Source organism: Longimicrobiaceae bacterium (genome assembly GCA_036375715.1).
Lineage (GTDB): Bacteria > Gemmatimonadota > Gemmatimonadetes > Longimicrobiales > Longimicrobiaceae > DASVBS01.
Genome location: DASVBS010000024.1, coordinates 17,455 through 44,339 on the forward strand (window position 1 = coordinate 17,455; position 26,885 = coordinate 44,339).

A 26,885-nucleotide genomic window follows, 5' to 3' on the forward strand; every position below is an offset into this window, starting at 1 on the left:
GACGATGATGCCGCTCCAGGCACGGGACCACAATTCGCACCGTGTCAGGCTGTGCCTCGCTACGCAAGCGTTCTACCCCGTTTATGCTGGACCTGCAGTCCGCTTCGGACGCTATCTACCAGGGTTTCGGGCGCGAAATGTAGAGGTGGAGGTGTTCGCCGGCACGCCAAGCACGGTCAAGGCGGCGATGTCCGGCGTGCAGATGGCGACCACCAAAGATCGTTTGGGCACGATGCTTCCCGCCGAAACCGTTCTCGGCGTGCCGACCCACCGTGTACGGATGGGGGATGCGGGGCCGTTGCGCCGATCAATGATCTTCAGCAGGCGTCTGGTCGATTTCTGTCGCCATCCCCAACACCGTCCGGACGTCATACAGCTTCTCTCCCTTTCGTTCGTCGGCCTCCCGGCGCTGAGGCGCCTCCGAAGCATGGGCATCCCCCTGGTCTATACCAGCACAATGCTGCCGGAGGAGCCAGCGAGCCGCATCCGCACCACATTACAACGTGGATCTATCACAATACCATTCAAGCTGTTGGATTGTGTTGTCGTGAGTAGCAGGCTCATGCTCGATCGGCTCCGAGCGCTGGGCGTCGAAACGCGGATCGAGGTTATTCCCAACGGAGTCGACACCGAGCGCTTCCGCCCCGCCTCCGGTGCCGACGAAAGGCAGGCTCTACGCAGCGCCCTCGGCATTGCGCCGGAGGACACAGTCTTGCTCTTTGTGGGACCGGTATCCCCGCGCAAGGGCATCGATCTGCTTCTAGAAGGTTGGTGCGAGCTCGCGCGCGACTATCCACGGCTTCACCTGCTCATAGTCGGACCGCGACGGGACGAGAGTGATCCTTCCCAGGCAGGTTTCGCACGGCGCCTCGAAATGCTTCTGAACGCGTCGGGCGCGGCGGACCGGGTTCATTTCGTCGGTCTCGTGGAAAACGTAGAGGAATACATGCGAGCGGCGGACGTGTTCGTCTTCCCTTCGCGGAGGGAGGGAATGCCCAACGTGGTACCGGAAGCGATGGCTTCCGGCTTACCCGTAGTCTGTACTCCCTTCATAGGGCTTCCAGCGGAGTTCGGAACTGCGGAGCGCCAGTATCTATTGGCGAGTTTTGATCCTCGCGTGCTCGCGAGGAGGATCGCGGAGGTTGTGGGCAATACCCGTATGCGGGAGGAACTCGGGCACGTGGCCCGGCGCTGGGTGGAGGATCGAATGGCCGTAACCAAGAGTCTCGACCAGTACGTGGACCTGTACCGTGGGCTGGCAATCGGCTCTGACACCACAGGAGTCCGTCGATGATGAAGGACGTTCAGGGATTGGTCGTTGGCGGCGGGCCGTCGGGGCTGGCGGTGGCCTATGCGCTGCAGGGAAATACGCTGGTTCTGGAGAAAGAGGACACGGTCGGCGGATTGTGCCGGTCCATCACGCATTCCGGGAGCGTGTTCGATATCGGCGGACACTCGTTTCATACCCCGCATCCGGAAGTCTTCGAGCTGGTACAGCGGCTCATGGGCGGAGCCCTCGAGCTGCAGCAGCGTGACGCCCGCGTATACTCGCATGGAACGCTGATCCCCTATCCGTTCCAGAAGCACTTTGACCAGCTTCCGGATTCCGAGGTAGTTCAGGCGTGCGAGGAAGGCCTGCGCAACATCGACCGGGATGCTCCGCCTCCCCAGAACTTCGAGGAGTATATCATCCAGAAGTTTGGACGGGGAATTGCCGAGCATTTCATGCTTCCATACAACCGGAAGCTGTGGGCGCGGGATATTCGCAAGATCTCGTGTGAATGGACGTCTGAGCGGGTAGCGGGACCGAAAGGCTCGGTCGAGCACTTCGACACCAATGGTGGCAAGCGGAAGCCGTTGCAGGCTGACACTCAGGTCGGCTATCCGCGCGTCGGTGGGTTCGAACAGATCTACAGGAGCTTTGTTCCGCACATTCCGGCGATCGAGTTCAATCGTGCTGTGACCAGCATTGATCCGGTGCGGCGTGTCGCGTCAACGGCGGATGGCTCCCACTACGGCTATGAGTTCCTGGTGTCGACCATGCCGTTGCCGCTTCTCGTCCGGATCGTTGACGGAACTCCGCCCGAGATTCAGGAAGCGGCCGACAAGCTGGAGTACATGTCCCTGCGCGTCGAGCTCCTGCTGACCCGACGGCCGCTGACCACCCCCATTCAGCGCATCTACTGCGCCGGCGCCGAGGTTCCGGCACACAAGATCGCGCTCAATCACAATTCGTCGGATTATCTGCGGGCGCAGCCGCATCATGCCGTCATGGCGGAGGTGTCTCTATCTCCGGAGAAGCAGGTCGATGTGGATAGGATTGGCCCGGAGGTGACCGCCTTTCTGTGCGATATCGGCGTCCTGGATTCTCCTGAGGATATCGTCTGGACGGGGCATATCGACGTGAAGTACGCCTACCCGGTGTACACTCACGATCGACCGGCACTTCTCCGCGAGATCAAGGAGTGGATGGCCCGGTACGACATCTACACCCTCGGGCGGTTCGGAGACTGGGAGTACGTCAACTCGGACCGTTGCATCGCAAAAGGCCTCGAGCTCGGCCGAGAGCTTCGGGACCGCTATCCGGCCGTCGGTTCCCGTCATGAGTCCCGTGCAGAGGAGCCACGCTCCTACGGCTCAACAGCTATCGCTGTGAACCAGTAAGCTTTCCTTAGGGCCCGACGCTCTCTCTCGGTTGTTCGGTACCACTACGCAGAGCAGACCTGCCCCTTCCACTGCGATGGCTCCAACTCTTCCGGTGCGCCTCATGATCGTAGGGGCGCCGAAGGCCGGCACTACTGCGCTGAAGTACTACCTTGGCCAGCACCCTGGTGTCTGTACGCACTCTCAGCGCGAAATGCAGTTCTTTGCAAATGACGAGCGATACGGACGGGGGTACGAAGCTGTCTATCCGATGTACTTCCGGCCAAAGAGCCAGGCGCAGGTAATCTGCGGCAAGAGCGTCGCGATGATGTATTCCGCGGAGGCGATGGCGCGGCTGCAGCGCCACAACCCTGACGTTCATGTTGTGGTTCTACTGCGTAACCCCGTTGACCGCGCGTATTCCGAGTTCTGGTATGCTCGACGGCGTGGGTGGGAGCCGCTTTCGTCATTCGAGGCGGCGATCGCTGATGATGGCTCACGATTCGGACGCGACGCGGCCCGACGCTTCCGATGCTCCTACCTGGAGCGCTCCAGCTATGCCCCCTATCTGGAGGCGATTCTGCGCCAGTTCGCGCGGGAGCAGGTTCACGTCATTCTGCTCGAGGACCTTGCAGCGGATGCGGTGGGTGTGTGCCAGTCGCTGCTCCGACTCTTCCCTGAGCTGGACCCGAACGTCGTCCCATCGGTCGATCGGCGTAAGAACGCCGCCGCCCTTCCGCGATCGAAAAGGGTGCTCGCCCTGACCTCCTCTCGTGATGTTGCACCCCGCCTTCGATCAGTGCTCGCTCGTATCCTGCCGGAGAGAATCAGGCACAGCGTGAAGGACGCAATTCAGCGTGTGAACGAACGCGAGGTCCGCCTGCCTGCGCTCGATCCCGCTACGCGGCTCCAGCTCAATGAGTACTTCCTGAAGCGCAATCGCGCCCTCGCGAACCTGCTCGGCCGGGATCTCAGTCACTGGTACCAGGTTGGACTTCAGGGAGCGGCGCAACGTGTCTAGTAATGGATTGAGCGAGTGCGCTCGCCTCGAGGCGTCGCGAGAATGCTGACGATCAAATCGCGTGAGCAGCTGCTGCCGCAGTTCATCCTCGGCGGGTGTGTGGCCCTCGCGGCCTTGTACGGGGTGGTCGTAGCGGATCACGGCACCGATGCGCTGCTGCTGCTCGCGGGAGGCGCTGCCGTTCTCGTCATCATGATATGGCCTACCATCGGCCTTCTCCTGCTTGCCGCGACGATCCCGCTCGAGAACCTGCTCATGGTAGGCGAGGGCTTCACCGCCACCCGTCTTCTCGGAATCCTCGTCTGTGGCGCGTGGTTCGTCCAGAAGATCGTTCATCGGGAGTCCTTCGCCTCTCTGCTATCCTCCAGCTACTTCGTGATGGGCGGCCTCTTTGTCCTGCTCGTTGTGTCATCCATCACATGGGCGCATAACCCGCTCATTGCACGGAGTGGCGCGATCTCGCTGGTTCAGGCGTTCGCCCTTGGCATGATCATCATCGATCTAGCCGGTTCGTGGCGACGTATGGACAGTTTGATACGAGTCCTGATTTTGAGTGCCGGCGTGGCCTCGACGATGACGCTCACCCAAGCTCTGATTGGCGGGTTGCGTCGCGGCGGTGACGATATCGCTGGGGGAGTAAACGGCACGGCGGTAGTGCTGCTGACCCTGCTCCCATTCTGCTTTTATCTCCTGCGTTCGCACACGACCAGCGTCTGGCGAGTTCTTGGCATCGCCGTGGCTGCGGCCTCCGTGGTTGCCATTATCGTAACGTACTCACGGATGAATCTGATGTTGCTGGTTCCGGTGCTGCTGGCCCAGTACTGGTTTGTATTCCGTGGTCGCCAGGGCCGCGCCTGGCTCGGTGTGCTTACAGTAGCCGGCCTGGTGGGAACACTCCTCTGGGTCCCTTGGGATCGAGTCGCGCAACGTATCCAGACCATCGGGCCCTACATGGAGAGTACGTTGAGCCAGGACGGTGGGACCTACAGTGGGCGTGGCTACCATATGCGGGTCGGGCTGGCAATCGCTCGCGACCACCCGCTCTTCGGGGTTGGATACAACAACTACGGTGAGCTTTTCCTGCGCGAGTATCAGTATACTGTGGCCGGATCTGACAGGATTTATACCAACCGCCGTAGTCCACATAGCAGCCTGATAGGCATACTGGCCGACCTTGGCGCCGTCGGTATCCTCACCTGGGTTCTACTTATCGGGGCCGCGATACGGGGTGTGCTGCGAGCATGGTACTCGACTCAGGGCGCTACGGAACGGGATCGCCATTACTTGGTCCAGGCCCTTACTCTTGCGCTTCTGCTTCACGCAATCCCTTACGGCTTCTACCTGCCTAACCAGAAGGAGAAGATCTTCTGGGTCTTGATTGCGATGAGCACAGTAGTCGATCGCTTGGCAAGGGCTGATCGCGCTACGCTGGCTCCCTCCCGCAGCTAGGTCTCCCTGGTCGTCACACATATCAGCCGCGCACGTACTCCGGGTCGTGCGCGGACTCCGGCCACCGCCCCGATGGCAACGCCTATCTTCGTTGTCGGAAAGCATCGTTCGGGGACCACCTGGCTCGCGAATCAGTTATGCGAGCACTCGCAGGTGGTTGGCGTTCGTCATACTCAGCACCACGGCCTGCATGAGAGTGCCTACTTCGATGCTATCGACGGTCGTTATGGCGATCTCCGGGTTCCAGCCAACTACATAGAGTTTGTGGAGATCGTCAGCTTGAGCGACTACTTCCGACTCGCCGGTGCGACGCGCGAGTTCCTGTACTCGCTGTGGCCGACGACCTATGCAGATGTCTTCCAGCGGGTGATGGACCGGTTCGCGGGTGACAATTCCGCGAACTACTGGGTCGAAAAGAGTCCTTCTCATTCTCTGCTGGTCCATCGCCTCGCGCGACTTTACCCCACGGCTCGCTTCATCGCAGTGAGACGCGACGTTGAGGACGTAGCTGCGTCTTCCATCGCGCTGGCTATCCGCCGGGACCCGTCGCTCGCCGAGGACGCTTCTTGGCGACGGCGCGAGTTGCTGCGCACCGCTCTCAGCTGGGCCTGCTATAACCGGATACTGGAGGGTTTCGGACGTCGCTCCCGGCGGCTCTTGTGGGTGCGATACGAGGATCTTCGGGCCGATATGCCCGCGTCGATGGAGCGTATCTGCCAGTTTCTGGGGCTTGGCTTCGAGCCACAGGTCTGCGACCCGAGCTTCGCGCCAAACTCCGGCTACTCGGGCAGGAATGGTCGGGAGGGGCTTTCTCGGAGTGAGCGGCGTCTGGCCCGCTTGATCGCCGGGATCGGCCTTGCGATTCCCTGGAGCCTTCTCCGCGAGGCTCTTGCCTACGCACGACGTGGGCACCGACGCCCGCTTCCCAAATGGTTCTTCTCCATGCTCGACGTGCCCTGGCGGCGGCCGGATCTGCTCCCGCGGACGATAACTGGTTTCGAGGTCGCAGCCGGCTCACCCATGGTCCAACGTGATGGATGAGCCCATCAAGGTGTGCCACATCCTTTCCACTTTCGCCCCGCTGGTCGGCGGCATCCAGAAGAGCACGGAAAGGTTGTGCGTCACTCTGCGCGAACAAGGAGTGGACGCCGTCGTTCTCACCCGTCGCTTGCCGGGTCTTAGCTCGTCGGATGAGTGCAACGGAGTCCCCGTGGTCCGGGCTGGACATCCGTCTCGGAGCAAGTTGGGGGCAGCAACGTTCGTCATTCATAGTCTCTGGTTGCTCGGCACGCGCTACCGGGCAACGCGGCTACTTCACGTCCAGAGCATCGATGCACCGCTGCTCATCGGCCTTCTGTGCAAAGTCCTGCTGGGAAGAAGAGTGGTCGCCACGATTCATGGCGAGATGATGATCGTGGAGCAGAAGCGATCCCGGTTGGGCCGTTTGCGCGTTCGGCTGATGAGCCGTCTGGTCGACTGTTTCACGGCGCTGAGCCCGCAAATGGAACGACAGCTCCGCGAAGAGAAGGTGCCTCCCTCCGCAATCCGCTTCATCCCCAACGGCATAGATCAGGACGTGTTCCGGCCGGCTACGGAAGCCGAGAAGCAAGCCGCACGTAGGCGTCTCGACCTTCCGGATTCGGCGGTGATAGTGCTGTATGTCGGTCGCCTCATCGAGCTGAAGCAGGTCGACGTTTTGCTGAAGGCCTGGTCCCAACGATCAGCATGCGGAGATGACCTCCTAGTGATCGTCGGGGACGGTCCAGAGATGAATGGCCTGCAGCGACTAGCACAGTCGCTGGGCATCGCTGCCCGCTTCTTCGGCGCCCAGACCGATGTCGCCTCGTTTCTCCGAGCGTCAGATGTGTTCGTCCTTCCGTCTCGCATGGAAGGTCTTTCCGTGGCCTTGCTCGAGGCGATGTCTTCCGGGCTCGCGGTCATCGTGAGCGATCTACCCGGAAATCTCGCGGTCGTTCGGAATGATGTTAACGGCATGGTGGTCCCTGCGGCGGACCGGCAAGCACTCGTTCGAGCGTTGAATGAGATGCTCAGCTCGGGATCCCGTCGCAATCGTCTGGGTGCGGTGGCGAGCAGGACGATCGGCGAGATGTTCTCTTTGACTCGAGTCGCCGCTGAGCATAAAGGGATGTACGCGGAACTTCTCCGGCGCAGCGCCACGGCTCCGAAGCTGACCTCGGCAGCTCTGAACGCCCCGTCAACAGACAAGTAGCGCTCTGGCTTCCATGGTTCTCCGCGTCAAGCCGGTCCCTGAGTCCCGCCATCCGGGGAAAGGCCCGTCCGAGCAGAAGCCGGTCCTCGCCGGTGTGATGGGGTCGTTCTCCAATCTGGCGAAGTCGCGAAACTGGAGAGACCTGGAGGAGTTCTTCAATCCAGCAGGTGCATTCCGCGAGGTGCATCTGATCTCGATGGGGGACGACCACGAGTACGAGCACATCCGCTTCGGAACGGTCGTCGTCCACCCGATTCGGTCGCTGTCCGAGGCCCCGCGCCTTCGAATCATCAACAACCTCTATACGATGGCCTGCGCGCTCCGGCGACTTCGGAGGGTGCTTCGGGAGCACGATATCGCGCTGGTCGCGCAGATCTTCGGCGGTCCGCTGAAATTCGGTTTGCCGGCCGTGGTGGCCGCAAAGGAGGCGGGGCTTCCTTCCGTCATTTCGCTCCACAACGACTACGAGCGAATGATGGCCCTGACGTATTCACGACCGTTGCGGTGGGCTGCCCGATTCGTCTGGGATTACCTGTTCCGCAACTGCACGCGGGTGCGGAGCGTCAGCCGCTACATCGCTGATTTCGCCATCCGCGCCGGCGTTCCGCCGAAAAAGGTGCAGGTCATTCCGAACAAAGAAGATCTCGAGAAGTTTCAGGCAACGCCGTCTCGTGAAGAGTTGCTGAAGATGACGGCGGAGATCGGCCTTCGCGAGGTCTCTGCCGACAGTGTGATTCTCCTTACCGTCGCGCGGTTGACTCCCGCGAAGAACATTGCCGGAATGCTGCGGGGATTCGCGCGGGCGGCTGCGAAGATTCCGCACCTCTACTACGTGATCGCCGGGGACGGTCCTCTCCGCTCCGAGCTGCAACGGCTTGCCATCCAGCTCGGTGTTGCCGACCGCGTCTTCTTCCTCGGGTTCGTAGCTCACGATAGGCTGAGAACTCTCTACCATCTTGCAGACGTATTCCTGTTCGCGACGCACTACGAAGGGCAGCCCCGGGTTCTGGTCGAGGCGATGCTTGCCAGGCTTCCCGTTGTGTGTGCCAACTATGGTCAGGTATGTGAGGTGGTGCGGGACGGGCACGACGGGATATGGGTAGACCCGAATAACGTATCCGACATTGCGAACGCATTGGAGACCCTGGCGGCGGATGCCGACCTTCGACGGGGCATGTCCATGCACCCTGACTTCGACGCGGGCCTGTACTCGGTAGAGCGTGTGGGCGCTCAGGAGGCGGCATTCTACCTGTCGCTGCTCGCCCCTCGCCAGACCTCGGCGATTACAGCCATACCGAAGGCGTCGTAAGCGTGGTCATCTACATCGCCGGGTATGGACGGAGCGGATCGACGATCCTCTCCATCATTCTCGGAGCCCATCCGGAGATCGCAAGCGTTGGTGAAATCGCCTTCGCCCATGAGGACTGGTTCGATCCAAATCGTGCTTGTTCCTGCCTCCGTCCGTATCCCGAGTGTGAGTTCTGGAGTGACTTCCTTCCCCTCGCTCATCCCCAAGCGACTCGCAGTGCGCGACTGACTGAGCGGGTGCTGGCGCTTCCGCTGCTCTGGCTCGGTTTGCTGCCGGGTTCGCGCCGGTCTGCGTACCAGGCGTTCCAAGCGAATCTTCTAGCGGGCATCCGCAGAAAGACGGCCAAACCCATCATTGTGGATGCCTCCAAGTCCGCGCGCCTCACGGCGGCAAGGCCTCTGGCGCTCGCCCGCCTGCTAGATGAGGACGTGTTCGTGATCCACATGGTGCGTGACGGGCGTGCGACCGTACGGTCGTTGGTGCGTACCGGGAGCAACTGGGCCCTCGAAGGACGCGTGCCTCCTCTCAAAGCTCCGGTACTGCGGGCAGTGCTGGGATGGGTGCTGACGAATCTCTGGACGTCCACGCTGCGCTGGGCTCTGGGGCGCGACCGGTATATACGCCTGCGATACGAGGACTTCGTCGCCGAACCGGGCGCTACGCTTCGGCGGCTTGGCAACTTCCTAGGGGTGAACCTGGAGCCGGTCGTGGAGAGATTGCAGGCGGGAGAGACCTTCTCGGCTGAGCACATGGTGGGAGGAAATCGCGTCCGCTTCGAGACGCAGATCGCGCTCAGGCCGAATGCCGTTGCGGCCAAGGATACCGCATTGGCCGGACGGGAGAGACAGCTGTTCGCTCTTTTGGGTGCGTGGCTCAATCGCCGCTACGGGTATGCGGACTAGCGATCTCCGCAGTGTGCTCAGTCGATCCGACCGCCGCCCACTGGTGCTGATCGTGGGCGGATGTGACGTCCACTTGAGGCTCGACCTAGCACGAGAACTTTCCAGCGATTTCACCGTGGCCGTCCTAGGGTCGTCCTCGGAGTCGCGCAATCGGTTCATGGACGCGGACATTCAATTCGGCGTCTATCCGCTGAGCCGGGCCCCCAATCCCGCTGCCGATCTGCATTCAACCGTCCGGCTGTTTCAACTCTTCCGGCGCTTACGACCGGATATCGTTCATACCTTCGCAACCAAACCATGCGTGTGGGGCCGTATTGCGGCGCACTGGGCGCAGGTGCCGGTGATTGTCGGAACCTTACCCGGGCTAGGCTCGCTGTATGCTGACAACAATGGCCGTACGCGCTTCCTGCGAGCGCTCTACCGCCCATTGCAACGAACCGCCTGCTCGGTCTCCGATCTTACCATTTTCCAGAATCGGGATGATGCTCTGGAATTGATCGCCACGGGCATGGTACAGCCGGCGAAAGCCAGAGTCATACCCGGATCGGGAGTGCGAACCAACTTTTTCGACCCTGCACTCGTTTCCAGGGAAGAGAGGGAAATGATTCGCCGCGAGGCCAATGCAGGAAGTGGAAGCGTAGTGTTCACCATGGTCTCGCGTGTGATCCGCTCCAAAGGCGCGCTGGAGTTCGCGAACGCGGCCAGACTCGTGCGGGAGCGTGTGCCTGAAGCCGAGTTCGTGCTCGTCGGACCGGACGATCGCGAAGCCCGGGATCATCTGAAGGCAGAGGAGGTCGAGTACCTGCGGTCCTCCGTTCGGTGGCTCGGTCCTCGGGACGACGTCCGCGCCGTCCTGGCGGCGAGTGACGTCTTTGTGCTGCCTTCTTTCTATCGAGAGGGTATTCCGCGGGTGCTTCTGGAAGCTGCATCCATGGGACTGCCCATCATCACCACCAATTCGCCGGGATGCGTTGAGGTCGTCGAGGACGACCGGAACGGAATTCTGGTTGCACCCCGAGATCCTGGCTCGCTCGCCGAGGCAATTGTGCGAATGGCTGCAGCCAAGGACTTACGACGCCGCTATGGAGCGGCCTCGCGCGACCGAGCGATACGCTATTTCGATCTTGCGGTCATCTGCGCAGAGACGGCGGCGGCGTACCACGAGCTGCTCGCACGCGCCGCTCCCTCGGTCCTGCGCAGGCTCAGTTCTGCGGCCAACGCACCGAACTGAGGCCTTCCCGCGGTGGTCGCCCGCCACTCCGCCACCGCAGTCACACCATCAAGTAGCGCACAAGCACATGGCTAACGAGCTGCCCGCCCCCAATTCGCTGGTGCCGGGGCGGTTCCCGGGATCGGATGCTTCGAGTGATCCGCGCAACGATGTGGTGACCTTCTTGGGAATGCTCCTGTCGCACTGGAAGCTGATCTTGCTGGGGGGCCTTCTATCCCTTGGCGTCACCTATTACCGACTTTCACAGCAACTTCCGCAATATACGTCGGAAGTCTTGTTGATGAAGACAGAGGCATCGCCGCTCACGGCGTCGGGACTCGGCACGGACCGAAGAAGCGTGGACGATGACTTCGCCTCCCAGGTCGAGATTATTCGTAGTCGAGTCGTCATGGCCGCGGTAGTCGATTCGCTGGGACTGGCCCTGCAGTTCATCGATCATCCACGGTATCAGAGTCGGATCCTTGACCAGGTTCAGGTGGATAGGGACCCGGACACAGGCCGATATCAAATAGGGTTTGCTCGCGGCCGGCTCGCCTTGTTGGACGGACAGGGGGAGGTTCTAGATACGGCCTCGGACGACGGATGGCTCGAGGGACCTGGCTTTCGGTTCCACGTTGCCGAACCCGAGGCGGCACGAGCCGATCCGATCTGGTTCATGGTCAGATCGCCGGATCGCGCGGCAGAAACCCTCCGCCGCCGAATCGAGGCCGGGCCAGGGAAAAGCATGGACATCATCCGCGTGAGTTACACGGATCCCGACCCCGAGCGTTCTGCGCGAGTCGTCAATGTGGTTGCTCAAGTCTATCGCGACCTGCGTGCCCGCTCAGCTCGTGAGGCCGCACGTGCCCGCCGCATGTTCCTCGCGGACCAGGTGGCCGCTCTATCGGATTCACTGAGGGTGGCGCAGAACGACATTCTGGCTTTTCAGCAGCAGGAGAGAGTTCTGCATCCCGAGAGCGAAGGCAGCGCGTTGACGACGGCGCTCTTCCAGGCGGAATCAGAACGACAACGGCTACGTCTGGATGAACGTCTCATGGAGACGCTGGTGGAGGGGGCTCGAGACGGGGCACAGAATGTCTCGGAATTGCAGCGCCTGGTCGCCATGGGTCGCGAAGTGCTCCCGGACGGAGACGGCATGTACTCCCGCCTGCAGCAACTCGAAACCGAACGTAGTCGGCTGACAGCGTCACAATTCGGCTATACGGAGAGAAGCTCGCAGGTGCAGGTGGTGGATTCATTGATCGCGGCGACGCGTACACAGGTTCGGATCGCCGCGGAGCAATCCCTCCTGCTACTTCGAGAACGCGTGGCGGCGGTCGAGGTCAGAATAGCTGACCTGCGTCGGAGACTCAGTGAAGCCCCACAACGAAGTACCGACTTCGCGAGAATGCAGCAGCGGGTGGATGCCGTCCAGAGCGCCTTGCTGCCGCTGGTGGGAAGGTATTATGAGGCGCGGGTGGCAGAGGCCGTGCAGCTCGGAGACGTAGAGCTGGTCGATCAGGCACCGACCCCTCTCAATCCGGACCCCGAGCACCGAGGACTCAAGCTCGCCATTGCTCTGTTCGCCGGGGTCCTGCTTAGCAGTGGAGGGGTAGGTCTACGCTACTACTTCAGCACGACTGTGCGTCGCCGCGAAGACGTGGAGAGCGCGACCGGCCTTCCGGTATTCGGATTCATCCCTCATCTGGACATCTCGCCCAAGAACGGAGCTGCTCGCTTTGCCGGGGTCGAGGCGTTCAGAGCGCTTGCAGCCAATCTCCGACTCGCGACTCCGGTGCATCCGAAGGTCATCGCGGTCACGAGCGCGATGCCAAAGGACGGAAAGAGCACTGTCGCCGCAAACCTGGCGCTCACCATGGTGCAGCAAGGTTCGAGAACGCTGTTGATCGAAGCGGATCTTCGGAGGCCTACGGTTCACAAGACGTTCGCTATCAGCCAGTCCCCGGGACTGACGGACGTTCTTCTCGGTAATGTGGGGCTGGACGTCGCCATCAGGCGGATCGAGGCATACGAGCTCGATGTAATAACCGCAGGTAGCGACTTCGACAATCCGCCGTCGCTTCTCGGCAGTACCGCGTTCAGCGAGCTGATGGACCATGTGCGCGCTGAATACGATGTGGTGATTATCGACACCAACCCGATTCTCGCGGTTGCCGATGCAAGCTTACTTTGCTCGCAGGTTACCGGCGTTGTGCTGACGGTCCGGGCGAATCGCACTGATCGTATGGCGGTTGTTCAGTGCATGGAGCAGATCCGGCGCGCTCGCGGTACGATCATCGGCGTCGTCCTGTCCGACATCCCGAGTGGGCCGGCGGGTTACAGCTACTATCGACTCGGCACCTACGGGTACGAGCACACGCGGGAAGCGGAGGACGGTGAGCGGACCGCGCACGAGCGGAGGCGGCCGTTGATTGGAAGCTGGTCGCGGCCCGTCAATTAGTCGCGGGTATCAAAGCGAGACGATACAGCGTCGCATACCCTCCCTGATTTTCCGCATGCCTCCTGGCGGAGATAGACACTGATGGAACTTCGAAACCCTCTTTTTATTGTCGGCACGGGGAGATGTGGGTCATCCGCACTTCACCAGCTACTGTCGTACCACCCGCATCTGGCGTGGCTCTCCCAGCTGTGTGCGCGATTCCCGACCCATCCGGAGGTGAATCGTCTCGCAATGCTCCTGCTCGATTCGGGGCTGCCTTCAGAGTTCGTCCGCAAGCACGTACGCCCCTCCGAAGCCTACGCGTACTGGGATCATCACTTTCCGGGGTTCAGTGAGCCTTGCCGCGATCTCGTACGCGAGGACGTCAATGGCCAGGTAGGCCAGACTCTGCGTGCTTCTCTCAGCCAGATGCTGACCCCGCAGCGTCACCGCCTCCTGATCAAGATTACCGGTTGGCCCCGGATCGGCTTCCTGAAGGCGATCTTTCCAGATGCACGATTTGTCCATGTCTATCGGGATGGACGGGCAGTCGCGTGTTCTCTACTGGAGAGACCGTGGTGGGGAGGGTGGCAGGGGCCTGCAGGTTGGAAGTGGGGTGAGTTGACAGCCGAACAGCATGCTCGCTGGGTCGCTTCCGGGAAATCGTTCACTGTCCTCGCTGGGATCCAGTGGGAAATTCTCATGACGGCCTTCGAACAGGCCCGCGGCAATATCCCGGCGGAAGACTGGCTCGAGATCAGCTACGACGAGCTTTGCGCGTACAAGAGAGATGCGCTTCACAAAATCGCGCGCTTCGCTTCCCTGGAGTGGTCGGAAGAGTTTGATAGACGCGTGGAGCAATTTGCTTTCGTGAACTCCGACCACAAATGGCGGACACAATTGAACGAATCGGAACAGCGTCGCCTAACTGAGGCGCTGCGCGACCCGTTGACACGGCTCGGCTTTGCTGCCGCCCCGTGAGCTCTTTGCATGACAGCACGTATGGCTCGCGAGCGATCGATCCTGCTCAACTCCATCTCCCTGCGGCTCCGAGACCCGGACCGATGAAATCCAAGCTGGGCTTCTTCCTGATCATCGAAGCTGGAGATCTGGAGCACAAAGCCTTGTTGCTCGTGGAGAGTATCCGCGAGTTTGCGGGGGTCTATCGGAACGCCCCGATCTGGGTAGTTCAAGCGCGCGCTGGCCGTGGCCCGTCCGCAACGACGTTGGCGAAGTTGAGTGAGCACCAGGCCTACTTCGTACGGGCGGAGCTGAATTGCACGTGGAGAGACTATGGGCCCGGAAACAAGCCCTACTCAGCTGCCTTTCTGGAGCATCTTCTCGAGGGGTCAGTCGACACGCTGGTGTTACTCGACTCCGACATGATCTTTGTCAACCCGCCGGTTGCTCTGGAGCTCAATGGGGAAGAAGTCATTGCCGTGCGTCCCGTCGACGAAGCTCATCTCGGATCACCTTCGGACGAGCTCCCATCCACATACTGGCGGGGGATCTATGAGGTCTGTGGCGTCGACTCCACTCGCGTCTGGGATGTTCGATCGACGGTCGATCGGAAGCTGATAAGGGCGTACTTCAATGCCGGGTTGGTGGCAGCTCGCCCTGCCGCAGGTTTGTTTCGGGATTGGCGGGAGAACATGGAGAGATTGGCGTCCCGACGGAACGACTCGACCATCTTCCCGTCACACCGTGAGCGGTGGTTTCTTGACCAGAGCTGCCTTGCGGCAACTGTGCTGGCGAGGACGGACCGCCGGCAAGTGCGGATACTGGATCGTGCCTACAACTACCCGCTACACAAGCAACCCGTTCTCTCGGCGGCGGAGCGGCTCACTTCCATGCGGGAGCTGACTGTAATTCACTACCACGATGAGTTCTACAGAACTCGCTGGCGCCGAACGATCGAAGTGCCGCCGGACTACGCAGAGTGGCTCGACAAGAGGTTACCCTTGCCAAGTGGCGCAAGGCGCCTCCAACAGCTGCGACGACTCGGAAAGGCGATGATAGCGGCGGGTGGGTGACGAGAGCGGCCCTCTCCTCCATGCAGAATGAGCTGCACGAACTTCGAAGGTGAGCGCGCCCATTGTGCCGTTGGTAGAGGAACGGGCATGGGCCGAGAGCCGTGGCTCCCAACCCATGCCTGCCAGACCCTCAGCCCTTGGGGTGGGTCCCGTTAAGATACTCCTCCAGGTTGCTATAGCCGTCGCGGTCACTATCGGCACCTGCGTCAGTAGCGTCCCTCTCGCTGAGGCCATAGCGCGCTTCGAACTCGTCAGGCATGCCGTCGCGATCGGCATCCGAGCACGGTTTGCCGCGCTCGACGTCGGGATATCCACCTGCCTGGGAAACCGAGGCGATGAACGAGCCTGTCCCGTTGAGTACATCACGAAGCACGCGCCGGTCCGCCGAGTCGATGTTGGGAATCCAGTCTCCTGAGCAGGTCAGCCGGGCGTTCGCGCCTACCCCCTCACCACGCCTGATGGCAGCATCATCCAGTGTGATCACGGATGCGTACGCTTCTGCCGCCGGTTGAACCCGGATCGGGAACGGCCCGCTCGGCAATGGAGCGTCGCGATAGTGCTTGGCCGGTAGCGGAGCGCCGGTGTACCGATTCCTGTGGATCTCTCGGTCGCGGCCTACGACCCTCCCGCTTCGGTCGACTCCCACGTTCCCTGAGAGGTAGAGCGAGGTTGGGCCGGTCGGTTCCTTGCCTGAGTCGTTGTGTACGAAGAAGTCCTGGTCACTGTTCGGCCCTTGCTTCCAGTAGTTGCCGATCCAGTCACCGGTGCTGGAGTGTTTACTCTCAGCGTTGCGCGAAGCCCAGTTGTAGGAGACGGTGTTCACCACCTTCGCCCCCCGCCGCTGCGATTCGCACCCGGCCGAAAGCACAGGATTGCGATGCGTTGAATGCACGAATGCACTGTGGTGTAGATCGATGTCGACAATCTGCCGGCAGAACCGGAGAGGGTCGCCTGCCGAGTTCTCTCGGGTCGATCCGTTTATCTGCATGCCGGTTGCGTGGCCCTGCCCCTCATCAGCGCGGGTGAGCGGTTCGGCGAGCAGCGCGCGCTGAATTGTGACGTTGCTGATCAGGGGGGTGAACGGGACCTCCTCCACCCGGTCAGCGGAGCGATAAAACTTGACCAGGTTGTCCGGCGTCCATGAGAACGTGTTATGATCCAGGATCACGTTTCTCACAGTCGATTTGCCGTCTATGACGGCTGCAAGGGCAGCGGCATAGCTATCAGCTCCGCCACCCGGTCGAAAACGAAGGTAGCGGATGATGACGTCCTCGACGTCGCACGCGCTGTCGCTGTCGCCGAGAGCGATCAAGCCGTTAATGGTGGTGGTGGAGCGGTCCTTGGCGAGAGTGATGCCGCCTCCCGGAGCGGTCTGTCCTGCGATCGTGAGATGCCCATCGCAAACCCGGATCGAGCTGCGCAGGCGGATGACACCAGCTACTTTGAAGATGCAGGTGCGCGCGCCGGTCGCTTCAGCACATTCTCGAAGGCTTCCGGGACCGGAGTCGTTCAGGTTGGTCACGAAGATTACCCGCCCGCCCCGTCCACCGCGGGCTTCGGCGCCGTAGCCTTGGGCGCCCGGAAACGCCGCGAGCACTCCCGTGCTGGTCGCGGACGAAGAGCCTATCTTGCGGGCCTGCTCCGTGTCCGTCCCGGCCGGCGTCGCCAGCGTTATCCGTGGAGCCGATTCACAATCGGAAGTCTTGCTGTTGCAGGCACGTACTCGATAGGTGTACTTCGTTCCGCCGCTGAGCCCTTCGTCGGTGTAGCGCGTGGAATCCGCCGGGAGCGCTGCGATCAGCTTCCATCGCCCGTCAATCATGCGCTGGACGCGATAGCTGTCGTTGCGCGAGCCGAAATCCTTCCACTTGAGGACGATCTTTGACGGCGAGACAGCCGTCGCGGTAATCACGCCATTCGATGCCGTGATCTGCATCCCCGGCTCGTCGGGTGACAGCTCTGTCGGCGTGGACGGCCCGTCCGCACAGGACGAGGCTAAGGTCACGGTCATCACTACGGTCGCCAACGATCTGAACCGGTTCCGTCTTTCTCGCATCGTGCAGCCTTCTCCTGAATCATAGGGAACGGTGAGCCTATGAGTCCGGATGGGCGGCAGCGAAGCGGGGCCGCCGAATCCGGACACATAGTCCGAGTTGCTGGCGGCCCGGCGGGCTTGGCGCAGATGCGCGGTAGCCCCGTAGCTCTGCGTCCCCATCTTTCGACGGGTTTGCTCTGAGCAGCAAACTAGCTTCCTGACAGCGTGCGATTCCGGCGCTCTCGATCTGGTAGTCTCGGCACCTCCTTTCGTGGCTGAATGAGGAACTGACCCGCGCGAAAAAACAGCCGCCAGCAACGCGGTGTCGAGTTGCTGGCGGCCCGGCGGGCGTGGCGCACGTGCGCGGTAGCCCCGTAGCTCTGCGTCCCCGCCTTTCGGCGAGTTTGCTCTGAGCAGCACTGAATTTTTGGTCTGGGCGGCGCCCACTATAAAGCCCTCCTCCGCAGAGCGCAACCCTCTTGACCCGGTCCAGGCGATAGCCTCGGTCGGGGCAGCGGTGACAACTTTTTGCAGGAGCGGGAATTGGACGCAGCACGCGACCAGCAGCAGCCACGTCAATCGGCTTCGGTTCATTGTAGAAGCTGCCTCCAGGCTACGAAATGACGGCTCAGCCTATAGTGCTAGTCGGCGCAAAAACAGTCCGTAACAAATCGGGAACGGCCTGGCGGGCCGCTGAATCCAAGCGGGATTTGCTTCAACATTGATGCAACGGGGCGAGCTGGTTGTCCCGTGTCCCAGATCTTCGGTTGTCATTCCTGTCCAGAAGGCTTGCCTGGACGTCGCCGCGCGGAGACGAATGGCAGCATCGCGAACGACGAAGGAGGGGTTCAGAAAACGGTGTAGCGGCAGCGGAAGTCAGTAGTAGTCTTACAATTTCCGGACCGTGAGCGCTTGATCCGCATTGTCCGGTCGGCGAATGTACAATGATGCTGCCTTCCGCACTGGTTCCCGCCTCCACACCCGGGATGTCGGTCCTCCATTCCGGCAACGGGCCCGATAACCCAACCGCTGCGGATCAAAACGCGCACCCTCTGAAGGTGTGGTGAGCAATGGCCGAGTCAGTACCCACTGTTGCGATCGGGCCGCTCGGCACTGTCGTCGAAGTGACCAGCGACGCTCCCCTCGAGCTGCAGACACGGCTCCTCGCCATCGCGTATCGGGCCAGCCAATGGGGACCGGTGACGCTCCTGTTGCGAGGTGTCCCGCGGCAGCTGCTGGACCGCATGCTGGATCCCGTGGTCAAGTCGGTCGGTGTCGACGTGTGGGGCGTTGAGTACTGCGAGCTGCAGGACGACGGCATTCCCCCGCAGGTGCTGGAAAATGCTGCGCTGGGAATTGTCGCCACCGAGCCATTGCGCGAACGGCTCCTCGAGAGGGGGCTCAGGGTGATCCGGGTTGAGGAAGCGGTCCAGGCCTTTGCTCGAGCAGCCGACTCAAACATCTCGCAGGTGGAGGTGGAGCTCCGAGCTTCGGCAGGCGCGCCCGTTTCGTCATCACCGCTCGTGAGCCAGAGCGCCGTCGAAGGCGGCGAGATGGCGGAAAGTATTGCCTCCGTGTCGGTTCGTTCCCACAACAGCCGTGGGAGCACCCCTTCAGAGATGGCGAGGCCGAGCCGCCGTCCGATTATGAAACTCTTGTCTACACAATGACTTCCGCACGCTCGGCGGGCAGGGCCCCCCGTGCACGTCCATTGCAATCCCGCTTCTGCGACGGTCTGTCCCTCCGCCGTCTCCCGCTGCCCACTCCCGCATCAACCCATGAATTCCGGTCTGGAACCACATCCCCCCACGCAGGATGTCGCGCTTCTCGCGGGACGCTTCTCCGTGGTGTCGGCGAAGGACTTCGCCGACGCGGCCGGGCTCACCGTCCCCGCCCTCGCGCGCTGGAACGAGTCCCTGCGACGCGCGCTGAACGTCCTGCTCGCCCTGGTCGGCCTGATCGGGGCCGCCCCCCTCATGATCCTCCTGGCGGTGCTGATCAAGCTCAGCTCGCCGGGTCCCGTCATCTTCAAGCAGACCCGGGTTGGGCTGGATCGGCGACGCCCCAACAACTCCAACCGCAACGGCCGCCGTAGGGTCGACTACGGAGGGAGGCTGTTCACGATCTACAAGTTCCGCACGATGGTCCCCTCCAGCGGGGACGACCAGGTGTGGGCAGGGAGGAACGATGCGCGAGTGACGCCCATCGGGCGGATCCTGCGCCGCTACCGCCTGGATGAGCTGCCTCAGCTGTTCAATGTGCTCAAGGGCGACATGAACATCGTCGGCCCGCGACCGGAACAGCCCAAGATCGTGCTCACGCTGCGAGAGCAGATCGACGGTTACACGATGCGGCAGCGGGTGCTGCCGGGCATCACCGGGTGGGCGCAGGTCAACCGGCCCTACGACGAGTCGATCCACGACGTCCGCGCCAAGCTGGAGTACGACCTCGAGTACATCCAGCGGATCTCGGTCCGACAGGACCTGGGTATTCTGCTTCGCACGATCCCGGTAGTCTTCCTCGGCCGCGGGGCGCGCTGATTCGCCCTGGACTCCGGCTCATCTCGCCGGAGTCCGCCCCTCCGCGCGGCATACCCCTTGCCCCTCCAGGCATTTCAATGCAATCTCGTCGGAGCGCGTGATCGGCTTCGATGAGTCACTTTTCGCGTGGGCAGCGATCATGAGGTCGAGGGCGATGCCCTCCCCCTGGGCTGAAAGGCCCTCCTGCCGCAGGTCAAGCTGAAGAATGTCACTACCCATTCTCGCGGCAATCGGCGGCAGCGACTGGTTGCTGCTGGCTTCGCTAGCGATCGTCCTGGCGATCGTGGCCCGTCGCTTCTATCGGCAGGGTGGTCTGCGTCGGCGAAACCGTGCGGCTTCGTCGCAGCCGCTGCTCGTCTACCCTTATACGGCGCCTTCGGAGTTGCGCCGCGATCGACCCGCGGTCGGTGACCCCGCGGACCGATTCGCGACGCGGCGCGAGCCGCCCCGTGTGGACCAGCAAGCGAGGTCGCCCTCCAGGGACATCAGCGAGCCCCTCCATGAGCTCGAACCCGAGCTTCCCCTGAGCGCCGCGCCCGTCGCCGAGCCCCCGGAGCCCGCAATCCAGCCGGAGCTGCCCAGGCGGGTGGCCCTCGACCCGGCGCCCACGCCCCTGGCGCCCAGGCGCGTCCCCTTGCAGCGGCCCGATTGGCCGGCTAACCCGCCGAACGGGCGACCCTTGGCGGCACCCATACCGCCTCGGTACGACGAGCTCGACGAGGCGGCGAACGCCGTCACCATGCAGCTTCTTCCCGGACGCCTGGATGTAATGGCGGGGCCGGACGCGGGTATGCAGATCCGGTTCGTGAAGCCGAACCGCCCCGGTGTGCCGGAGTACACGCTGGGGCGGGCGCCCGCTCAGGACCTCAGTCACATCCAGATCCGCGGTGGAACGGTCAGCCGTGTGCATGCGTCCATGCGGTACGTCGATGGAAAGTGGACGCTGGTCAACCGCTCGACGACGAACCCCACCCGCGTTGGAGGACGCGAGCTATCGGGGGAAGGGGAGTCGCACGTCCTGGTGGACGGTGATCAGATCGAGCTGGGGGAGGTGGTGCTCCGCTACTTCAACGGGAGATCACCCGGCGGGACGGACTGAGCCCCCGGTCTCCGACCGCTCGGAGGTCGTCGCTCCGTCGTGGGGTATCGGCAGGAGACCTGAGCGGAAAGCTGGGTATGACGGCAAGAAGAGGCTCCGGCGATTCCAGTGAATCGTCCGGAGCTATTCGTTTTCCGGTTCGTGGTCGGGCTCCAGGACCGCCCGGCGGAGCAGGTCAGGCCAGAGTGGTGTGAGATCCCGCACCCCTAGCGCCCGCTCATCGATCCCGTTCCCTCGCAGCGCGTGCTCCAGGATGATCCCGCCGGCAAAGTGCGGATCCCGATGCCAGCCCTCCGGGTCCCTCAGGATCATCTCGCGGTAGACTTCTCGGGCACGCTCCGGAAGCCAATCACGCAGGAAAGCGACGACCTGATCGCGAACCTCCGGGTCGAGCTCGTCCCGAGGCTTGTGGGGCGGCTTCACAGCTATCGATCGATGCCGACCGGTGCGGCGATGGACGTTCATGAGGAGCCCGCAGCATTCACCACGCGCGCTCGGTTACGCCCGGGCAACCCAGGCGCGACGGCTCCCTACGATGGCGCGAGAATCCGTGGTATGCTACACCCCACCGCGCTGCTTGAGCCAGTAGTCAGGCCTGTCGCGAGGCCGAGGGGACGGCTGGCGAGGCCACGGCGCGAGTGCGCTCATCAGAACCCGCGCGGGAGAGCGAGGTGAGATAGCCAGCCCAGGCGAGAAGCCGACCCGGGCCGGCCCAGGCTCGTGCGGTTTGCTTGGAGGGAAGGGGTCCAGCGGTGTCGGTTCCGTTCTCATCCTCGTCAGGGATTCCCGCCGTCCAGGGACGTCGGGAGCCGTGTCCATTGCCCCGCGGCCGCATTGCCATCACCCAGAGCGCGCGTCGCAAGTGGCCCGACGGGCAGCGCGCTTCCGTGGCGAGCGCCTCCTGCACGAAGTGGCGCTCGAACGCCGTGCTGAGCCGCCGCGAGCTTGCCGGCCGCAGTGACGCGAGCAGACCTGCCGGCATCGGTACGCCTCCCAGCAGCTCCGCCATGCGGAGCGACCAGAAGCAGGCGGATGCCCCGTTCGTCGCCCTGGCAAGATGCTCGAACCGTTGCCAGTCGATGGCTCCTCGACAGCTCAGCGTTGCGATGTCGTGGACCGTCCGCCAGGCTCCCTTGCGCAGCAGGTGGGACCAGGCGAAGTGGAGGCAGCAGTGCAGGAGCATGTGCTCGGGGTCCGGCACCCGCACGTGCGACGGAAGGTCGTGCCCCCCTACCGCGGTTCGCCAGATTGCTTCGGCGTCCAGGCGGAAAGGACTGCGGAAGGTGGAGAACAGCTCCGTGTGCAGCTCAAGTCCCACCTCGAGCGTCGGCGCGCGCGCGTCGAAGAGGGGCGGTAGGTGGTGCTTGCGGGCGTAGATTCTCTGCATGTAAGGATCTAGATCCAGAGACATCCAGTCCGCCTGCTGCAGTGCCTGCCAGGCGCGCTGCGCATCCTCAGGGCGCAGCAGCACGTCGACGTCGCTCATCGGTCGCGCCTGGAAGGAGCGATCGACGGCGAGCGCTAGGGCGGCGCCCTTCAGCACCACCACCGGAATCCTGGCCTCACCTAGCAGCGCGAGCGCGTCGTGCAGGCGCTGCTCGAGGTGCGCCATACGGAACCCCGCCAGCCGCTCCACCGCGTTCCAGCTCTCCCCCGCCTCTGCGGGCATGGCCGTCGGATCGGCCGCGCGAATGCGGCGGCCGAGCTCCGGGTGTGCCCCCTCGATGGCGCCGATCTCTCGCAGGTAAGCCCAGTCGAGGGGCTGTTGGAGAAGAGGATGGAGCGCGTGCTGACCCGCGTCACCCGCGGCGGTGAGGAAGAGAACGCGCGCTTCGGTGCGAAGGGGAAGGGAATCGGGGACGGCCTCGATCATCGCGGGGGAACGGAGGTGGACGGGTCGGGTGGTAGAAGAAGAGTCATGCAAACCCTGCGCGCTTCCGCGTGCATCGCCGCACCTCGCACGACAGGGTCTCGCGAGCCGGAGGGCGGCGCGGAAAATCGAGATTTTTTCGCGGTGGCCCGCGAGCGGCCGCGCGAGCATGCTTGTCGATCCGTTTCCACAGCTGTCGGCGAACCCCCGCAGCCGAGGGGGTTCGCCGGGAGCCGCCGTTCGTGTTGCGGATCGACTACAATTGCCGGTAAGCACACGCGGGAGCGCGGGGTGGCCGCGCCATGTGGAGGCGGCGAACCGACGGTGCGGCGGTAGTGCGGCAGCTCCCCGCGATGAGCGATGCGAGTCCTGTAAGAGGTTGGTAAAGCACGACATATGCGCGCGCGCTCCGGCCCGTTTTTGGTGGCAAGGCGTTCGGTTCGAGCGGAGCGGTCACTCTTCGGGGCTTCGGAAGGTGGGTGGCACCGCCGTTGCCCCTGGGGTGATTGCCCACCGTTATCGAGCATTACCCCGGAGGCCGCCGTGGATACACATCAACCACCTCGCGAGAGGCACCCGGTGCGGGGGCTGCACCAGGCGCTGGAGAATTACGGCAGGATCTGCGAGGCACGCGGCTACTGTGGTCCCTTCATCAACGAGGAGTTCTACAACGCCTTCCCGGATCCGATGTGGAGGGGGTGTGGGGAGTGCGTCGTGTGCGGCAGCACCTGCCTGGTGGCCCACGAAGAGGAGAAGCGGAGAATAGCGGAGGGTCTGCGCGCGGAGGTGCCGCCGGCGGTGGCGTAGGGAGGAAACGCGTCTTTGTGTCTTAACAGTAGGGGCGGCGTTGTGACCGCCCCTACTGTTATCCTCTTCACATCACCCGCACCAGCGAAGCAATCGCGGCGAGGGCCGATACCCCGGTGGCGATGTAGGTCCACATCGGGGGACCCCCGCGAGGCTCCGGCACCACCACGTGGTCGCCCGCCTGGAGGCTGAGCTGGTCCAGCGTGCGGCCTTCGGTGATCGCCCGCTGCAGCGCCTCACCCCCCCAGATCACCTTGCCATCCCGCTCGACCCGGATCTCCCGCAGCCGCGCGCCCGGCGCGGGACCGCCCGCGGACATCAAGGCGTCGGTCAGCAACGCCTCGGACGGAACCACGTAGAAGCCGGGCTGGCCCACCCCGCCGGTGATGGTGATGCGGAAGAGCGCCCGGGCCCGCACCTGCGGGTCGCGGATGTACCTCGCCAGCTCGCGCTGCAGGTGCGACTCCAGCTCGGAGCGCAGCACCCCCTCGAGCGAGATCGTGCCGATCGCGGGGAGATCGAGTGCGGGCCCGCGACTCACCGTGAAGGTCTGGCTCAGCGAGTCCTCCCCCGCCACCCGCAGCGAGATCTGATCACCCACCTTGAAATCCCCCTTCGCCAGTCGCTCGCGCAGCAGGTCGGCTTCGGCGCGGGCGCGACTCCGTTCGTCGGATGGGTAGGAGGACGAAGCAGCGATCCGTTCGAACTCCGCCAGACGATCCTGGAGCGCGTCACGGGAGAGGTAGAGATCCCCACCCTCGGGCGCGGACGTCGCCTGCGCGGAGAGCGAGCCGGGAAGCGCCACCAGCGCGATGGCGGTGGCGCCGAACATCAGGGCACGAGCGAGTCGCATGGGGACCATGGTGTCTCTGAAAGTGAATCGACTTCGATCTGGCTCGTCAGATCCGGAAGGCTAGCTCGTCAGAACGGGAAGGGCGCCGGGCACCTCTTCCTCTTCCGCCGTGTAGCCCGGCAGGTACGAGTAGTAGCGGTAGACGTCTGTGCTCGGCGTCCCGTTCAGCGCCACGCCCAGAATCCGCACCGGCAGCCTGGACAGCGGCGCGAGCTTGGCCTCGGTAAACGCCCGGTTCGTGCTCCCCGTGCGCAGCACGAGCAGCAGATCTCGGGTAACGGTTCCGAGCACGTACGGATCGATGCCGGCGCCTAGCGGCGGGCTGTCCACGAGGATGACGTCGAACTGCGCCCGCGCCCTCGCCATCAGCTCGGACATGGAGCGGCTGCCCAGCAGCTCGGGACCCGCGGCCATACGCGTCCCCGCGGTGATCAACTGCACCATGGGGAGCCGTGTCGGGTGCAGGATCTCCTCGAAGGTGGCCCGCTGGGCGAGGTAGTCGGTGAGTCCCGGGGTACGGACCGTCTCGAAGGAGCGGTGCAGAGCTCCCCGCCGGATATCGCCGTCGATCAACAGCGTGCGGTAGCCCTGCTCGGCGAAACAGGCGGCGAGGTTCGAGGCCACGAACGATTTGCCGTCGCCGCTCTCAGGGCTGGTGATGGTGAGCGTCAGCGGGCCCGCCGCCCCCGCAGCGTGCATCACGTTGAGCCGGAGCTCTCGTAGCGCTTCGGTTACCTGTGCCTGCGACTCGTCCTTCTTCGACCCGCTCCTGCGCACTTCGGGAAGGGCGCTGAGGATCGGCAGACCGATCTCGTGGGTGACCTGCTCAGGATAGCGCACCTTCGGGTCGAACCGATCGAGCACCAGGGCCAATCCGAGCCCGAGCCCCAGGCTTCCCGCAAAGCCCAGCAGCATCAGCATCGTCCGGTTGTCACTGGTGGGTGCCGTGGGCACGGCCGCCTCGTCCAGCACGCGCACGTCGGGAATGCTGCTGACGGCCGCGAGGCGTGCCTCCTCGTAGCGCTGGCGCAGGGTGGTGTAGAGGTTCTCGGCGATCGCGACCCGACGTTCCAGCCGGGCCTCCTCGATCGACCTCGGCGGGATCTGCCGCAGCTCGGTGGAGGCAGTGGCGATCTGCCCGTCGAGGTCGCGCTGCTGCTCTCCCAACTCCGCTGCCAGCGCCGCGGCGAGCGTGGGAATCGTCTGCGTCTCCAGCGCCATTACCCGCTCGGTCAGGTCACGCACCGAGCGGTGCTCCGGCGTGTAGCGCTGCAGTAGGGCCCGTAGCTCGGCACGCAGGTTGGTTCGCTCCGTCAGCGCCGCGCTGAGGCTGGGAGAGGCCTGCACTGATGGGATGAGTCCGAGCGCCTCGACCGTCACCTCGTTGCGCTTCAGCTGCTCGAGCACGCGCAGAATCGCCTCGCGGTCCTGCCGCAGGTCTTCGTGCCGCACGCGAAGGTCGAAAAAGCGGCTGAAGACCGGATCGCGGGTGATCTCCAGGCCGGCCGCCACCGGAGTGGACTGATCGGTCGGCAGGGTGATGGTGTTGACCCGGAAGCTCTCCAGGTCCATCTCCGCCTGGCGGAGGTTGTCTTCCGCGTACCGGCGCTGTTCCTCCAGGATCGCCGTCAGCTCGTCCAGTTTCGCTCGTTTCAGCTCGGCAGCGATACGTACGTAGCGGCTCGCTACGGCATTGAGCGTAGCGGTGATCTCTTCCGGGTCGGGACCACTCATCGACAGACGAATGAAGTTCCCCTCCCGGTCCATGTTGGGGACGATGCGCTGGCTCAGCCCGATGGCCACCTGGTGTGGGTTCCGCACGGAGAACTCGATCGTGCGGTTCGGCTTGAGCTCTCCGGTGGGCGGCACCCAATCGAAACCGACGGCGGCCCCGATCGGGTCTCCCATGCGGCCACGTTGCACCTCCGCGCCGTCGGCGGTGGTAAGCACGAAGCTTTTCCCCTCAGGATCCACCACCAGGCGGTATGATCCGGTCTGGAACGATTCCCCGAGAGCGAATGTGGAGAAGGCCTCCCGGTCCTCGTGACGCGCGCCCAGATACAGCCGTCGTTCGATGACGACGCTGTCGAGCACGGTGTACGAGCGGAGCAGGTCCAGCCAGGCGGTGCTCTCGAGGAGCTGCGCCGGGCGGATCGGTCCCGACTGCGCCATTCGCGGGTTGCCTACCTCCACCCACAGCGTCGTCTGCGTGGAGTAGATCGGCGTGCTCATCTGGGAGAGCACGATCCCGGCGGCGCTCCCCACGATGGTGAGGCCGAGGATCAGCCACTTGTAGCGAATCACCGCGGAGAGATACCGCCGAATCGAGAATCCCGGCTGATCGTCCGCCTCCTCGTCCGCAAAATCCAGCGGCGGCTGCCACCCCGGCTGATCGGGGGGAGACGGGGGGATCGGAAAGCCCGGTGTAGTCGTCGACATGGATG

General features: G+C 63.4%; 21 protein-coding genes and 2 riboswitches. Of the genes, 16 read left to right on the top strand and 5 right to left on the bottom strand.

Annotated elements, in window-relative coordinates:
* The first annotated feature begins 7 nt into the window (after positions 1-7).
* From VF167_03910 to VF167_03965, 12 genes are all read left to right on the top strand, one after another.
* Entirely contained in the window at positions 8-1,294 is a 1,287-nt protein-coding gene (locus VF167_03910; GenBank protein ID HEX6924543.1) for a glycosyltransferase family 4 protein, read from the top strand.
* Positions 1,291-2,664, top strand: a complete 1,374-nt coding sequence (locus VF167_03915) for an FAD-dependent oxidoreductase (protein ID HEX6924544.1) — start codon at positions 1,291-1,293, stop codon at positions 2,662-2,664. Before VF167_03910 ends, VF167_03915 begins: the two co-directional genes overlap by 4 nt.
* A gap of 76 nt (positions 2,665-2,740) precedes the next feature.
* Entirely contained in the window at positions 2,741-3,664 is a 924-nt protein-coding gene (locus tag VF167_03920) for a sulfotransferase (protein HEX6924545.1), read from the top strand.
* Between the two features lie 42 nt (positions 3,665-3,706).
* Positions 3,707-5,113: an O-antigen ligase family protein gene (locus tag VF167_03925; GenBank protein ID HEX6924546.1), complete on the top strand. Its 1,407-nt coding sequence runs from the start codon at positions 3,707-3,709 to the stop codon at positions 5,111-5,113.
* A 72-nt stretch (positions 5,114-5,185) separates the two neighbouring features.
* Positions 5,186-6,154: a sulfotransferase gene (locus tag VF167_03930; protein ID HEX6924547.1), complete on the top strand. Its 969-nt coding sequence runs from the start codon at positions 5,186-5,188 to the stop codon at positions 6,152-6,154.
* A complete protein-coding gene (locus VF167_03935; GenBank protein HEX6924548.1) occupies positions 6,147-7,343 on the top strand; it encodes a glycosyltransferase family 4 protein in 1,197 nt (398 codons plus the stop codon). Before VF167_03930 ends, VF167_03935 begins: the two co-directional genes overlap by 8 nt.
* Before the next feature lie 13 nt (positions 7,344-7,356).
* Positions 7,357-8,652: a glycosyltransferase family 4 protein gene (locus tag VF167_03940; protein ID HEX6924549.1), complete on the top strand. Its 1,296-nt coding sequence runs from the start codon at positions 7,357-7,359 to the stop codon at positions 8,650-8,652.
* Between the two features lie 2 nt (positions 8,653-8,654).
* Positions 8,655-9,554 carry a sulfotransferase gene (locus tag VF167_03945; protein ID HEX6924550.1) on the top strand — a complete coding sequence of 300 codons (900 nt, stop codon included), beginning with the start codon at positions 8,655-8,657 and terminating at the stop codon, positions 9,552-9,554.
* Positions 9,544-10,785 carry a glycosyltransferase family 4 protein gene (locus tag VF167_03950; GenBank protein ID HEX6924551.1) on the top strand — a complete coding sequence of 414 codons (1,242 nt, stop codon included), beginning with the start codon at positions 9,544-9,546 and terminating at the stop codon, positions 10,783-10,785. The genes VF167_03945 and VF167_03950 overlap by 11 nt, the downstream gene beginning before the upstream one ends.
* Before the next feature lie 67 nt (positions 10,786-10,852).
* Positions 10,853-13,225: a polysaccharide biosynthesis tyrosine autokinase gene (locus VF167_03955; GenBank protein HEX6924552.1), complete on the top strand. Its 2,373-nt coding sequence runs from the start codon at positions 10,853-10,855 to the stop codon at positions 13,223-13,225.
* 81 nt (positions 13,226-13,306) lie between these two features.
* Positions 13,307-14,185 carry a sulfotransferase gene (locus VF167_03960; protein HEX6924553.1) on the top strand — a complete coding sequence of 293 codons (879 nt, stop codon included), beginning with the start codon at positions 13,307-13,309 and terminating at the stop codon, positions 14,183-14,185.
* Positions 14,186-14,268: 83 nt separating this feature from the next.
* A complete protein-coding gene (locus VF167_03965; GenBank protein ID HEX6924554.1) occupies positions 14,269-15,237 on the top strand; it encodes a hypothetical protein in 969 nt (322 codons plus the stop codon).
* 130 nt (positions 15,238-15,367) lie between these two features.
* Here the strand turns inward: VF167_03965 and VF167_03970 are convergent, their stop codons facing one another.
* A complete protein-coding gene (locus tag VF167_03970) occupies positions 15,368-17,173 on the bottom strand; it encodes a fibronectin type III domain-containing protein (protein HEX6924555.1) in 1,806 nt (601 codons plus the stop codon).
* 219 nt (positions 17,174-17,392) lie between these two features.
* Positions 17,393-17,479, bottom strand: a riboswitch (cyclic di-GMP riboswitch).
* Between the two features lie 125 nt (positions 17,480-17,604).
* Positions 17,605-17,691, bottom strand: a riboswitch (cyclic di-GMP riboswitch).
* A gap of 651 nt (positions 17,692-18,342) precedes the next feature.
* Between VF167_03970 and VF167_03975 the strand changes: the two genes are divergently transcribed.
* The 3 genes from VF167_03975 to VF167_03985 all read left to right on the top strand — a co-directional run bounded on the left by VF167_03975 (position 18,343) and on the right by VF167_03985 (position 20,911).
* Positions 18,343-18,942 carry a hypothetical protein gene (locus tag VF167_03975; protein ID HEX6924556.1) on the top strand — a complete coding sequence of 200 codons (600 nt, stop codon included), beginning with the start codon at positions 18,343-18,345 and terminating at the stop codon, positions 18,940-18,942.
* 108 nt (positions 18,943-19,050) lie between these two features.
* A complete protein-coding gene (locus VF167_03980) occupies positions 19,051-19,812 on the top strand; it encodes a sugar transferase (protein HEX6924557.1) in 762 nt (253 codons plus the stop codon).
* A 205-nt stretch (positions 19,813-20,017) separates the two neighbouring features.
* Positions 20,018-20,911: an FHA domain-containing protein gene (locus tag VF167_03985; GenBank protein HEX6924558.1), complete on the top strand. Its 894-nt coding sequence runs from the start codon at positions 20,018-20,020 to the stop codon at positions 20,909-20,911.
* A 123-nt stretch (positions 20,912-21,034) separates the two neighbouring features.
* Here VF167_03985 and VF167_03990 read toward each other — a convergent pair whose 3' ends face one another.
* The gene (locus tag VF167_03990; protein ID HEX6924559.1) at positions 21,035-21,334 is read right to left on the bottom strand and encodes a hypothetical protein; all 300 of its coding nucleotides are present in this window, start codon (positions 21,332-21,334) and stop codon (positions 21,035-21,037) included.
* 166 nt (positions 21,335-21,500) lie between these two features.
* Complete coding sequence (locus VF167_03995; GenBank protein HEX6924560.1) at positions 21,501-22,784, bottom strand: nucleotidyltransferase family protein; 1,284 nt, start codon at positions 22,782-22,784, stop codon at positions 21,501-21,503.
* Positions 22,785-23,324: 540 nt separating this feature from the next.
* Between VF167_03995 and VF167_04000 the strand changes: the two genes are divergently transcribed.
* Positions 23,325-23,588, top strand: coding sequence for a hypothetical protein (locus VF167_04000; GenBank protein ID HEX6924561.1), 264 nt, complete (start codon positions 23,325-23,327; stop codon positions 23,586-23,588).
* A gap of 67 nt (positions 23,589-23,655) precedes the next feature.
* On the opposite strand, the gene VF167_04005 is transcribed toward VF167_04000, so the two are convergent.
* Both VF167_04005 and VF167_04010 read right to left on the bottom strand, forming a co-directional pair.
* On the bottom strand, positions 23,656-24,441 hold the full coding sequence (locus VF167_04005; protein HEX6924562.1) for a polysaccharide biosynthesis/export family protein: 786 nt from the start codon (positions 24,439-24,441) through the stop codon (positions 23,656-23,658).
* Between the two features lie 60 nt (positions 24,442-24,501).
* Positions 24,502-26,880, bottom strand: coding sequence for a polysaccharide biosynthesis tyrosine autokinase (locus VF167_04010; protein ID HEX6924563.1), 2,379 nt, complete (start codon positions 26,878-26,880; stop codon positions 24,502-24,504).
* Positions 26,881-26,885 lie beyond the last annotated feature (5 nt).